We start from the raw sequence: 11982 nt of genomic DNA on the forward strand, positions 1-11982 counted from the left end.
GCGGGCACGATCTTCGCCCTCACGATCCAATACCGATTCCAGGGAATCAATCCATTCCGTGGTTTCGATCGGATCGAGATCTTCTCTTGTCTCCAGACTCATAGAGGTCTCTCCGAATGACGATAAATGACAAAAATCCCCGCTACCCTGAAGGGCCTGGGGCGGCGGCGTGGCACTACACCACGCGCCAACATTCAGCCGGTGATTAAACGCCGGATAGGGGTTTTAGCTCTACATTCAACAAGCTACGTAACTATTGATGTAGTAAAGCTACACAATTCTCTTAGAAGTTAGCCTTTTGTATAGGCGAAGATACCTCAAAGTCGCCACGCTGCCAATTCCGTCGCAGCGGAAAAGCCTATCGAAAACAAACTATTGCACTGCAACATAAGCAATTCATAGAGCATTTGCCATTGCGACCAAATAGTCATCCGATGTAATTAAACTACCGTTTTATTGCGTTATTAGTGAAATACTTAGCACACGGGGAAAAACGTAATCGAACCGCTAACGCTCAACACGCGATGTCAGCAGTTGCTGGAAATACGCCCAATCAAACGCCGGACCAGGATCCGTTTTGCGCAGCGGCGCCACATGGGCATGGCTGGTAATACGACTGCTATCTAGCTGAGGGTTGCGCGCCATTAGCCACACCACTGCTTCCACCAGAGTGTCATACTGTGCTTTGCGATAGGGGGTAACGTCATCCCCTTCAAGTTCAATCCCCACCGAGAAATCGTTGAGCGCCTTTCGCCAGCTTAGCTGGCGAGCATCCCACCAGTTGGAGCGCCCAGCATGCCAAGCACGCTGATCTGTATCAACAAACTGCACGCACTCACCATCGCGACGGATAAGCAGGTGTGCGGAGACTCTTAAGTGGGCAATTTCGGCGAAAAATGGATGTTCGTCTACCGCCAATTGATTGGTAAATAGCGCTTCAATAGCATTACCACTAAACTGACCAGGCGGAAGACTGATCGCATGAATCACTAGCAACGACACCTCACCGGTGGGCCGAGGGTCACAGTTCGGTGAAACGACTTTACGCGCGCTTTCCCACCACCCGTCAAGGGGTTGTTTATTTTCCACTGGCAAGGGCTCCTTTACGTTAGCGCTTTCTTTCTCTGTTCTCTTTCACCGCTGTTTTTCACTACAATGCCCGTCATCGAAGACGACGTTCAGGGAATCCACGGCCATGCATTATCAATCCGCTCTTGCTGAAGAAATCCGCGCCAGCGCTGCTCGCTTGCTATCAGAAGACGTTGGCCCGGGTGATATTACCGCGCAATTGATCCCTGAACATCAGTGGGCCAGCGCCGACGTAATTACCCGTGAAGCCGCAGTGCTGTGTGGCGCACCCTGGGTAGATGAGCTGTTTCGCCGCTTGGATAGTCGGGTAAGTCTGACCTGGCACGCCGCTGACGGCGATAAGCTAGAGGCTGAGCAGTGTTTCTTAACCCTGGAAGGCCCCGCCCGTGTCCTGCTTACCGGCGAGCGAGCGGCGCTTAACGTATTGCAAACGCTGTCTGCCACCGCCACCGCCACCCGCGCATATGTCGACCTGATTGAAGGCACCGGCGTTCGCCTGCTTGATACGCGTAAAACGCTGCCCGGCATGCGCTTGGCGCAGAAATATGCGGTCACCTGCGGCGGCGGCCACAACCACCGCATTGGCCTATGGGACGCGTTTTTGATCAAAGAGAACCATATTGCCGCCTGTGGAGGCATTCAAGCGGCGGTTGCGCAAGCGCGCAAGTTAGCCAACGACCTGCCCGTGGAAGTCGAGGTAGAAACCTTTGAAGAGTTGGATCAGGCATTGGCCGCGGGAGCTGATATTGTCATGCTCGACAATTTCGCCATCGAAGACCTGCACGTTGCCGTGGAAATTAACGGCGGCCGAGCCACCCTGGAAGCTTCAGGCAATGTGGATGCTGCCACCCTGCGGGCAATTGCCGATACCGGTGTTGACTGTATATCGAGCGGCGCACTGACCAAGGACATCGCCTCGATCGATCTTTCCATGCGCATTACCCGCAGCTATAGCGTTTGATGATTAGGTTTCAACAGCATTAAGCGATTTGGAAAGTTTATAACGCAGCAGTCGCTCCCCGCTTCGCTCGACCCACTCCTCGCCGTGGTTTTTCCAACCACGGCGCAGCAGGCGCTCATAGAGCATTGAACTCGCCTCTATCTCGATTTGCCCCTTTCCCTGCTCAAGCAGCAGCCGTTCGGCATGTACCAGCAGCGTGGTACCGATACCGCGACCGGCTAATGAGGGCCATACGTAGAGTGTTTCAACCCGCCCAGCGACTAAATCCAACTCCAGGAACCCCACGCAGCGACCATCACAGGTAGCCACTAGGGTTGTGTAGAGCGCTTGGCGCACTCCCCATGCACTGCCTTCGCGGGGCAACGCATTGGCCCACGCACGCCGCTCATCCAGCGTGTAATGCGTGGCCGCTCCCTGCATAACAGCGTGATAAAACACTTCCGCTTGGTCGGCGGCATCCCGTGCTAGCGCCGCGCGATAGGTTATTCGCGTACTGGTTGGCGCTTGCTGCTCCTCGGTATTGGTCATGCGTCACCTCTGAGCTGTTCAGCTATCATTTGATCAAGACACATTCGATCACGCCCCATTTGGTCACGCTTAAGCCATTGGCCTGCTTTATACTACTTGGATCAATTCTACGCGAATCAACCCCAGCAGAAGGCAGTGTGATGGACGATGCCCCTAACAGCGAGCACTTTACGCTGACGCCCATTGGTCATGTGGTTAGCGACTACCCCGATAAATTCGGTATTCCCCGCCAGCCGGGGCTCGCCCCCGCGGCCGATGCCCGGCTTGTACTCACTGCGCCCTACAACGACCCACTCGCGGTGCGCGGTTTGGAAGACTTCAGCCACCTGTGGCTGAGCTTTATTTTTCATCAAAGCCCTGAGCGCTGGTCGCCGCTGGTAAGGCCGCCGCGCTTGGGGGGCAATAAAAAGGTGGGGGTTTTTGCCAGTCGCAGCACCCACCGCCCTAACCGCCTGGGGCTCTCACTGGTGAGATTAGTCGGTATCGACACCCAGCACGGCGTTACGCTGCAGCTCCAGGGCTGCGATTTAGTCAGCGGCACCCCAGTGATTGATATCAAACCCTACCTGCCCTGGGCCGAATCCGAGCCTAACGCACTGGCCGGTTTCGCCCCTGAAACACCGCCACTCATGGACGTCACCTTTCATCAAGCGGCACTGGATACGCTTGCTCAGCGCCACGACAGCGCCACACTGCTGGCATTAATTGAGCAGGTACTCAGCCAAGACCCCAGGCCCGCCTATAAACAAAAGGACAGGGATTCTGAGCGTCTTTACGGCGTACGTCTGCGCGACGTGGACGTTAAGTTTTGCCCTCGCCAAAATGGCGAAGCCACCACCTTGGAGGTGATGGCTATCGAACCTTACGCCGAGCAATAAATCTGACGCGCCGGCTTAAGCAGGAAAGGTAATGCCCAAACGGCGGCCAACTTCCTCATACGCCTCAATCACACCGCCCAACCCCTGACGGAAGCGGTCTTTATCGAGCTTCTCACGGGTGTTGGCGTCCCAAAGACGGCAACCATCCGGAGAGAACTCATCCCCCAGCACCACCTCGCCTTTGAATACACCAAACTCAAGTTTGTAATCCACCAGTAGCATATCGCCCTCAGCAAACAGCGCTTTGAGGATATGGTTAACCTTGAAGGTCAGCACCTTCATCTTGGCTAACTGCTCAGGCGTTGCCCAACCGAAAGTCTCCGCCAGCGACTCATTGATCATCGGGTCGCCCTTCTCGTCGTTCTTCAGAAACAACTCGAAGGTGGGTGGCGTCAGTGCAATCCCCTCTTCAACGCCGAGACGTTTTACCAACCCACCCGCAGCGATATTGCGCACCACACACTCCACCGGGATCATCTGCATCTTTTTGACCAGACTCTCAGTGTTGGAGAGCTGTTTTTCAAAGTGGGTGGGGATGCCCGCTTCCTGCAGCCGCTCCATAATGAAGGCGTTAAAGATGTTATTGACCATTCCCTTGCGGGCCAGCGACTCGACTTTTTTGCCATCGAAGGCGCTGGTGTCATCACGAAAATTGAGCACCAACAAATCCGGATCGTCGGTGGTGTACACAGATTTCGCCTTACCGGCGTAGAGTTCTTGGCGCTTTTCCATGGGGGCTCCGTAAGGGGTCAAGGATCAACAAATTAACGTAAATAGCCGGAGACACGCTCAAGCAGCTCGCGCTGATCATCGGCGCTGAATGCCCGCTCGCTGGCATTGATGGCACGCAGAATCGTCTGGTCGCCGTTAGGCTGCAGGGCAAGACGAATCTGCTGGGACATTTTGCGCACATCCGGGCTGAAGACGATTTGCAACGGGTTGCGGTTGCGCTCGGTTTCAGTCATGTACTCAACCATAAACTCATGACTGGCAGGGTCGACGGCCAGCAAATCACGCTGACCTTCCTGAGCAAAATCCAGCTCAAGATAGTGGTTCAACTCTGCCCATACCCGATCGACCGGCTGCGGGATCACCACTTCCCACTCGTCGTCCTGCTGGCGGATTTGCAGCGTTTGCTCACCGGTGAGGCGCTGAGCGGTCCAGGAAGAAGAGACACTGGCAGATGCACTGCGCGCGCTTAAATGGCTCTCTAACGCATCGAGGCAGCTCGCCATGGTTTGCCCGCCGCGTTCGCAGCGAACTTCGCTACTGCCTGCGCGTAGTGCACTTTGCAGGCGAATTTCCGCCTGGGGCGTGACGATAACGCCCTGAGAAGCACTGCTCTGCAGCACCTCCAACTGACGACTACGTACAAACTCTTCCAACTGCGGCCAGACCGTACCGGTGTCGGCGGCCACTACTAGCCAGGTTTGATCGCCCACTTCGCGACGCTCGACATACTCAGGTTCCATCCCACTGCCAATCGCCAATGACTGTGGCGGGCGAATCTCTGCTGCTTCGTCAAGCCGTGCACCTTGGGTGGCGGCTTGAGGAACCGGCAGCGCATCGCGATAGCGCTGGGTGTTGCGGGTCTCTGGCAGCACCAAAGGCGGCGCTGGAGCGGCCTCGGTGTAATCCAAATTACGGTCGTGGTAAAAACCATCCCGCGCACAACCAGAAAGCGCGACAGCCGCTGCGAGTGCCAGCGGAACCCATTTAAGCGCACGTATTTCAAGCACAGAGCTCATCAAGCCACCTTAAGTCAACAATTCGGGTACCCAGCTCAACGGTAAGCGAGCTGGGTAGCAAAGGGTATTGCGTCGGACTACTCCTCTACGACACCCGCCAACTGCAGCGCTTCGCTCACCGTGGCGTGGTACTTTTCCGACAGCCAGGTTAGCGGTAAGCGAATACCCGCATCCGCGTACCCCATACGGTTCAGCGCCCACTTCACTGGAATAGGGTTCGACTCTATACCCAGGTTGGTATGCAGCGGCATCAAAAGCGTATTAATCTGGTGCGCCTTATCGGAGTCGCCGGCCACCGCTGCCGAGCAAAGCTCATGCATCGCCCGGGGGGCAACGTTGGCGGTGACGGAGATATCCCCATGACCACCCATCAACATAAAGTCGCAGGCGGTCGCATCATCACCGGAGTAGAGCATAAAACCACTGCCCTTCAGGCGAGTGATTAGATCTTCCGCACGCTCCAGGTTCCCCGTGGCGTCTTTTAAACCGATAATATTATCGACTTCGGCCAGGCGTAACACGGTCTCGTTGTAGATATCCGAGCAGGTGCGACCAGGCACATTGTAAAGAATAACCGGCAGGTCGCTGGCCTCGGCTGTGGCCTTGAAGTGCTGAAACAGGCCTTCCTGAGTAGGCTTGTTGTAGTAGGGAGCCACCGTCAGACAGTAATCTGCCCCCACCTCTTTCGCGTAGCGGGTCAACTCCACTGCTTCGGTGGTGTTGTTCGAGCCGGTACCGGCTATAACCGGTATACGGCCATTGACCTCTTCCACCACGCTGCGAATCACGTCAAAGTGCTCCGCAAACGACATGGTAGTCGGTTCGCCCGTGGTGCCAGCGGCGACAATGGCATCGGTGCCATTTTCGAGATGGAAGTTCACCAGACGACGAAGCGCCTCCCAGTCGATGTCGCCATTGACCTTCATAGGCGTCGCCAGGGCGACGATGCTGCCTGTGATCATCCGTTTATTCCTCACCAGCCAAATTGTGATATCAACTATCTGTGTTTTTGAATACGAGAGTTTTTTTCAAAACCGAGCGCGATCACGCTATTTTGCATCAAGCGCCGACACCGCACAGAGGCCAAATGGTACTCAGGCGATTCGAGCCTGTACAGCGTAAAGCGGTGTGAGTTTGTCGTCACCCTGTTTTGAGCTTTGACAACGGCCGCTGGCTTACGTGTAATCACGCGTAACAAGCAATATTAACACCCACCCTTAAAAGGATGCCTTATGCCTGTTGAAATTGGTCAACCCGTTGCTGACTTCTCCGCCACTGCCACGGGTGATACCACCGTGACACTGTCGGAAATGCGTGGCAAACAAGTGGTCATATACTTTTATCCCAAAGCCAGTACACCTGGCTGCACCACCGAGGGCGGTGACTTCCGTGACCGCAAACCCGCCTTCGATGCCGCTAATACGGTCATTCTTGGTGTTTCTCGAGATGGCTTGCGCGCCCAGGAGAATTTTAAGGCCAAACAGGATTTTAATTTCGACCTTATTTCAGATAAAGACGAAAACATCTGCACGCTATTTGATGTTATCAAGCTCAAGAAAATGTACGGCAAGGAGCACCTGGGCATCGAACGCAGCACCTTCCTGATTGATAAGGAGGGCAAGCTAGCCAACGAATGGCGCGGCGTTAAAGTACCTGGCCACGCGGAAGAAGTACTTGCTGCGGCTGAAAAGCTGAACGCTTCCAACTAACTCAACCAGGGCTCTATTTCAGTTCAGCCCACTGCCCGTACTGATTCACTTGCGCGGGCAGTGGGTGAGCGCTATTCGGCTTCCTGGCTAGCCGTGGCTGGTATACTCCGACGCTCCTCCCGCTCATGCATGCTACGTGGCCAGGCGTAAATCAATGCCTTGAGCAGTGTTGCCAAGGGAATCGCAAAGAAGATCCCCCAGAAGCCCCAAATCCCACCGAAGAACAGTACCGCCACAATAATCGAAACCGGATGAATATTATTGGTCTCAGAGAACAATACCGGTGCCAATACGTTGCCATCCAGGGCTTGAATCACGCCATAAGCCACCAGCACATAGACAAAATCTTCACTAAGACCAAAATAGAACCCCGCTACCGCGGCGACCGGTAGTGTAGCCACCGCAGCGCCGATATAAGGCACTAACACAGAAAGGCCGACCAACACCGCTAGCAGCGCTGTATACGGTAAGCCAAAGAACGCAAAGGTAAAGAACGCCACGGTGCCAACGATGATGATTTCAATAAATTTGCCGCGGATATAGTTGGCAATCTGATCGTCCATTTCGCGCCAAATACGCGATAGCAGCGTACGCTTTTGGGGCAGCAGCGAAAGAATAAAACCGACCAACACGTCGCGATCCTTGAGCATAAAGAACACCAGGATCGGCACCAGTACTAGGTAGATAATCAGCGACATAATATTGCCGAGCGAAGCCAGCGAAAGCGTTAAGGCGCGCTGGCCTAGCTGGCTAATCTCGCGGCTCGCCACGCCTATCCAGCTTTGCATCTGATCCGGCGTAATAATATTCGGATAGCGCGCCTGCAGTTCATCCAACCAGCCCTGGCCACTGGCGAACATCCGCGGTGTCTCTTGCACCAGCCCCACTAGCTGATTCCAGATCAACGGCATCAGAATAAACGCCAGGGTGAGCAGCACGCTGATAAAGGCCAAAAAGACCAGAATGACCGCTAGTAGGTGCGGTACCCCTCGCCGGGTAAACGCACTCACTACACCTTGCAAAAGAAACGCAATCACCAGTGCAGTAAAAAACGGCGCCAGCATGCGTCCAAACCAGATAATCGCGGCAAAGCCCGCCACCAGTACTATCAGCAGGATCAGCGCCTCCTCATCCGAGAAATAGCGTTCAACCCAGCTTTTTAAAATCGTGCGCAGGGTCATGAGTGCGCATCCCCAGCTTTTCTAATCCAATAAACATACACCTCGTCGCGCTGCTCACGACCTTCCAGCGTATGTGCACTTTGGTCGGTAAACGACGCCATATCACGCCACGAACCCGCATCGGTGGAACGCACTTCCAGTAACTGACCAGCCGCCAAACCTGCCAAGGCCTGCTTAGCCTTCAGCAAAGGCAGCGGGCAATGCAGCCCGCAAGCGTCAAGCACCGTGTCGGGTTGAAAGCCCTCGGATTGCTCAGACATATACACTCCCTCAAAATGACCTGCATACTCACGGCATTGTTACATAAACTATCTTTTTAGCGATTGATTTCACTAGGCAGTCGATTTAACGGCACTTCCCTGTGTTTATCAATGTCACACTCTTCACCAATGCCATACCCTGACCACTGTACTTATTCATTATTTATGAGGATGCCATGCCAACCCTTCGTATCGCTTACCCAGGCTGGATATGTGCGTTTGCTTGTGCCTGTGGCAGCCTACTGTTTAGCCCACCAAGCATTGCCTCCAGCGATTACGGCTTGCCGAGCTTAGGGGCGGCGTCTACCTCTGTCAGCAACGAAGAGTACCGCTTGGGCCGCGCCTGGTTGCGCCAGTTTCGTGCCCAAGCCCCCCAGTGGCAAGACCCCATAACCAATGATTATTTGCAAAGCCTGATTGCCCGGCTGGCCCCGCATAGTGATATTAACGGTCTGCGCACGATCACCGTCATGGTCGATAACGCTTCATTGAACGCCTTTGCCGTCCCTGGCGGCGTAGTAGGGATCAATTCAGGACTTTTCGCGTTTGCCGAAGATGAAGGCGCTTTTGTCTCGGTGCTAGCTCACGAACTGGGCCACCTCTCTCAACGCCACTATGCCCGAGGCAGTGCCCGCGCGGCTCAGACCCAACTGCCCGCCATGGCAGCCATGCTGGCGGGTATGCTGATTGCCGCCAGTGGCGGCGGCGACGCTGGAATGGCGGCCGCCATGGGCTCACAGGCGGCGCTGATCCAGGATCAGCTCAGCTACTCACGGCTGTTTGAGCAGGAAGCCGACAATATCGGTCTTCAGGCCATGGCCGATGCGGGCTATGACCCCGAGGCAATGGTGCGCATGTTCTCGGCCATGCAGCGTATGGCGCGCCTTCAGGGCGATACACCCCCCGAGTTCCTGCTGACCCACCCGGTCACCGACAATCGTTTAAGCGCCGCACAAGCCCGCGCTGCCCAGCTCAATGTTGCCGATGCATATACCAGCGACACCCTCTACGACATGATGCGCGCCCGGGCGCTGCTAAGCATTTACACTAATACGCCGCAGCAAGCTGCTTCGCGCCTTGCTCAGGAAGGCGCCGAACAAGCCGCTCAGGACTACTTAGCGGCACTGATCGATGCTCGCAACGGCCAAACCGATAGCGCCCTGGAGCAACTGGATAGGCTTGCCAACGAGCATCCCGACTTTGCCATGCTGCCCGCCTCTTCGGCTAGCGTCGCCCTGGAAGCTGGCCGCTACGATCAGGCCATTCAGCGCAGTCAGCAATTGCTACGTTTTATGCCCAACTACCTACCTGCCCAACTGATCTTGGCCGAAGCACAGCTGCAGCGCGACCCGCAGGCGGCCTATGACCTGCTGCGCGACATCACTTCCCAAAACCTGGAAAACCCGCAGGTCTTTAACCTGCTGGCCGAAGCCGCCGGGCGCAGTGGGCATGATAGCTGGGGGCACTTAGCCCGCGCAGAGTATCTTCAACTGACCGGCCGCGTCGATCGCGGCATTCGCCAACTTTCTATCGCTCGGGATGCTGCTGAGCGGGAAAATGATCAGCAGGCGCTGGCAAGAATCGAGCAGCGCCGCGAGGACTTCATTGAGTATCGCGAAGCGCTGGATGATTTTAACTAAACCTGTGTCATTGCAAGGAGCGCAGCGACGCGGCAATCTCAACCTGCGGTGGCAGTCACCCCGAGATTGCTTCACTTCGTTCGCAATGACACACCACATGTCATTGCTAGGAGCGCAGCGACGCGGCAATCTCAGCCAGCGGTGGCAGTACCCCCGAGATTGCTTCACTTCGTTCGCAATGACACACCACATGTCATTGCGAGGAGCGCAGCGACGCGGCAATCTTAACCAGCGGTGGCAGTCACCCCGAGATTGCTTCACTTTGTTCGCAATGACATTCGGTTAATCTTTTCTCGCTAAGCATTGAAGTTAAGCATGCGCTCAAGGGGCTTTAAAGCCTGCAGACGCAGCGCTTCATCCACCTGAATTTCTCCACTTCCCTCACGCAACGCACCGGCTAGATTATCCAGCGCGTTCATGGCCATCCAGGGGCAGTGTGCACAGCTACGACAAGTGGCGCCGTTGCCTGCCGTCGGCGCTTCAAACAGCGTTTTATCCGGCACTGCCTGCTGCATCTTGAAGAAGATGCCACGATCAGTTGCCACGATCAGCTTATCGTTGGGCAGCTCTTTCGCGGCCTTGATCAACTGCGAGGTGGAGCCTGCCACGTCCGCCAGCTTCACTACTGGCTCAGGCGATTCGGGATGCACCAGTACTGCGGCATCTGGATAGATGCGCTTCAGATCTTCAACGCCCTTGGCCTTAAACTCTTCATGAACGATACAGGCGCCGTCCCACATCAGCATATCGGCGCCGGTTTTGTTCTGGATATAGCCGCCCAAATGCTTATCGGGCGCCCAGAGAATTTTCTCGCCTTTGGCCTGCAGGTGCTCAATCACCTCGACTGCAATCGACGAAGTCACCACCCAGTCTGCCCGCGCCTTAACGGCTGCAGAGGTGTTGGCATACACCACTACGGTGCGGTCAGGATGGGCATCACAGAAGGCGCTGAACTCATCGGCGGGGCAGCCAATATCCAGCGAGCAGGTGGCTTCCAAGGTGGGCATCAGCACGCGTTTTTCAGGCGAAAGGATCTTGGCGGTTTCGCCCATAAAGCGGACACCGGCGACGACCAGCGTGGTGGCTTCGTGGCGAGCACCAAAGCGTGCCATCTCCAGCGAGTCAGCGACACAGCCACCGGTCTCTTCCGCCAGTTGCTGAATGGCATCATCGGTGTAGTAGTGTGCGACCAAAACGGCGTTATGGGCCTTCAACAGTCGTTTGATCTCTTCAACCCGTGCCTGATCTTCCGCCGGAATGCGGGTCGGGCAGTAGGCTGTGGGTAGCGGGGCCTCAAGCTTCGCTTGAGTAGTCATAATAGTCATTGTGTCTACCACTGTGACGAACAGGGAATCCCCCTGTTAAACACTGGGCTACGGCGCAGTGCGTCTTGCACATGCACCGCTCGTTGGAGCGATGAGCCGCTGCGTCTCTCGCGATGGCCATCGCTTAAAATCTATTCTAGACAGATTTATTCTAAACCATTTTGGCGGGAAATAGCGTTTGACTGCAAACAGATTGTCACACATAGAGTTCTTTCTAGACACATAGCAAAACGCCCCTGGCAGCTAAACTGCCAGGGGCGTTGAATTTGGTGGGTCGTGCAGGATTCGAACCTGCGACCAATTGATTAAAAGTCAACTGCTCTACCAACTGAGCTAACGACCCAAACTTGCTGTGCTGATCACTTTCCAGCGTTACTACACATACTGTTACTACACATACTTTAAACGTTCACCACTGCATTCAAACTGACTTTATTCAAACTGATCAGTCGTTTGAATGGTGGGTCGTGCAGGATTCGAACCTGCGACCAATTGATTAAAAGTCAACTGCTCTACCAACTGAGCTAACGACCCGCCTGAACGGATGCATATCCTACGCTTACACCTTATTGATAGCAAGCGTTTTTTCGCTTTCACTCTACAATAATGAACCATTTGCGTGCCCGCTGGCGTCACTCAATGCTGACAGGCACGCTTATCAGC

General features: G+C 55.2%; 12 protein-coding genes and 2 tRNA genes. 4 read left to right on the plus strand and 10 right to left on the minus strand.

Annotated features, from left to right (window positions below):
• Positions 1–507: 507 nt before the first annotated feature.
• On the minus strand, positions 508–1089 hold the full coding sequence (ampD, locus tag ACW17M_RS21185; protein WP_022522123.1) for a 1,6-anhydro-N-acetylmuramyl-L-alanine amidase AmpD: 582 nt from the start codon (positions 1087–1089) through the stop codon (positions 508–510).
• A 106-nt stretch (positions 1090–1195) separates the two neighbouring features.
• Here ampD and nadC point away from each other — a divergent pair, with 106 nt between their 5' ends.
• Positions 1196–2050 (plus strand): carboxylating nicotinate-nucleotide diphosphorylase, encoded by an 855-nt coding sequence (gene nadC, locus ACW17M_RS21190; protein ID WP_027958661.1) that lies wholly within the window; start codon positions 1196–1198, stop codon positions 2048–2050.
• A 3-nt stretch (positions 2051–2053) separates the two neighbouring features.
• On the opposite strand, the gene ACW17M_RS21195 is transcribed toward nadC, so the two are convergent.
• Positions 2054–2578, minus strand: a complete 525-nt coding sequence (locus tag ACW17M_RS21195; protein WP_022522121.1) for a GNAT family N-acetyltransferase — start codon at positions 2576–2578, stop codon at positions 2054–2056.
• Positions 2579–2718: 140 nt separating this feature from the next.
• Between ACW17M_RS21195 and tsaA the strand changes: the two genes are divergently transcribed.
• Entirely contained in the window at positions 2719–3456 is a 738-nt protein-coding gene (gene tsaA / locus ACW17M_RS21200; protein ID WP_027958660.1) for a tRNA (N6-threonylcarbamoyladenosine(37)-N6)-methyltransferase TrmO, read from the plus strand.
• Positions 3457–3471: 15 nt separating this feature from the next.
• On the opposite strand, the gene purC is transcribed toward tsaA, so the two are convergent.
• The 3 genes from purC to dapA all read right to left on the minus strand — a co-directional run bounded on the left by purC (position 3472) and on the right by dapA (position 6166).
• Positions 3472–4188: a phosphoribosylaminoimidazolesuccinocarboxamide synthase gene (purC, locus tag ACW17M_RS21205; protein WP_022522119.1), complete on the minus strand. Its 717-nt coding sequence runs from the start codon at positions 4186–4188 to the stop codon at positions 3472–3474.
• Positions 4189–4220: 32 nt separating this feature from the next.
• On the minus strand, positions 4221–5204 hold the full coding sequence (gene bamC, locus ACW17M_RS21210) for an outer membrane protein assembly factor BamC (protein WP_027958659.1): 984 nt from the start codon (positions 5202–5204) through the stop codon (positions 4221–4223).
• Positions 5205–5281: 77 nt separating this feature from the next.
• The gene (gene dapA / locus ACW17M_RS21215) at positions 5282–6166 is read right to left on the minus strand and encodes a 4-hydroxy-tetrahydrodipicolinate synthase (protein WP_022522117.1); all 885 of its coding nucleotides are present in this window, start codon (positions 6164–6166) and stop codon (positions 5282–5284) included.
• A gap of 270 nt (positions 6167–6436) precedes the next feature.
• Here dapA and ACW17M_RS21220 point away from each other — a divergent pair, with 270 nt between their 5' ends.
• Positions 6437–6913 (plus strand): peroxiredoxin, encoded by a 477-nt coding sequence (locus ACW17M_RS21220; RefSeq protein ID WP_022522116.1) that lies wholly within the window; start codon positions 6437–6439, stop codon positions 6911–6913.
• 71 nt (positions 6914–6984) lie between these two features.
• Here the strand turns inward: ACW17M_RS21220 and ACW17M_RS21225 are convergent, their stop codons facing one another.
• Positions 6985–8094, minus strand: coding sequence for an AI-2E family transporter (locus tag ACW17M_RS21225; protein WP_009287428.1), 1110 nt, complete (start codon positions 8092–8094; stop codon positions 6985–6987).
• Positions 8091–8354, minus strand: coding sequence for a sulfurtransferase TusA family protein (locus tag ACW17M_RS21230; protein WP_022522114.1), 264 nt, complete (start codon positions 8352–8354; stop codon positions 8091–8093). Before ACW17M_RS21230 ends, ACW17M_RS21225 begins: the two co-directional genes overlap by 4 nt.
• A gap of 176 nt (positions 8355–8530) precedes the next feature.
• Between ACW17M_RS21230 and ACW17M_RS21235 the strand changes: the two genes are divergently transcribed.
• A complete protein-coding gene (locus tag ACW17M_RS21235) occupies positions 8531–9994 on the plus strand; it encodes a M48 family metalloprotease (protein WP_022522113.1) in 1464 nt (487 codons plus the stop codon).
• Between the two features lie 296 nt (positions 9995–10290).
• On the opposite strand, the gene nadA is transcribed toward ACW17M_RS21235, so the two are convergent.
• From nadA to ACW17M_RS21250, 3 genes are all read right to left on the minus strand, one after another.
• Positions 10291–11319, minus strand: coding sequence for a quinolinate synthase NadA (gene nadA / locus ACW17M_RS21240; RefSeq protein ID WP_027958657.1), 1029 nt, complete (start codon positions 11317–11319; stop codon positions 10291–10293).
• A 267-nt stretch (positions 11320–11586) separates the two neighbouring features.
• A tRNA-Lys gene (locus ACW17M_RS21245) sits at positions 11587–11662 on the minus strand.
• A gap of 115 nt (positions 11663–11777) precedes the next feature.
• Positions 11778–11853 (minus strand) — tRNA-Lys (locus ACW17M_RS21250).
• Positions 11854–11982 lie beyond the last annotated feature (129 nt).

The sequence above is a fragment of the Vreelandella sp. 2A-K22 genome, from assembly GCF_054065485.1.

Coding starts and splice junctions, on each gene's coding strand:
- nadC (WP_027958661.1), top strand. CDS start 1,196: ATGCATTATCAATCCGCTCTTGCTGAAGAAATCCGCGCCAGCGCTGCT.
- ACW17M_RS21195 (WP_022522121.1), bottom strand. CDS start 2,578: ATGACCAATACCGAGGAGCAGCAAGCGCCAACCAGTACGCGAATAACC.
- tsaA (WP_027958660.1), top strand. CDS start 2,719: ATGGACGATGCCCCTAACAGCGAGCACTTTACGCTGACGCCCATTGGT.
- purC (WP_022522119.1), bottom strand. CDS start 4,188: ATGGAAAAGCGCCAAGAACTCTACGCCGGTAAGGCGAAATCTGTGTAC.
- bamC (WP_027958659.1), bottom strand. CDS start 5,204: ATGAGCTCTGTGCTTGAAATACGTGCGCTTAAATGGGTTCCGCTGGCA.
- dapA (WP_022522117.1), bottom strand. CDS start 6,166: ATGATCACAGGCAGCATCGTCGCCCTGGCGACGCCTATGAAGGTCAAT.
- ACW17M_RS21220 (WP_022522116.1), top strand. CDS start 6,437: ATGCCTGTTGAAATTGGTCAACCCGTTGCTGACTTCTCCGCCACTGCC.
- ACW17M_RS21225 (WP_009287428.1), bottom strand. CDS start 8,094: ATGACCCTGCGCACGATTTTAAAAAGCTGGGTTGAACGCTATTTCTCG.
- ACW17M_RS21230 (WP_022522114.1), bottom strand. CDS start 8,354: ATGTCTGAGCAATCCGAGGGCTTTCAACCCGACACGGTGCTTGACGCT.
- ACW17M_RS21235 (WP_022522113.1), top strand. CDS start 8,531: ATGCCAACCCTTCGTATCGCTTACCCAGGCTGGATATGTGCGTTTGCT.
- nadA (WP_027958657.1), bottom strand. CDS start 11,319: ATGACTATTATGACTACTCAAGCGAAGCTTGAGGCCCCGCTACCCACA.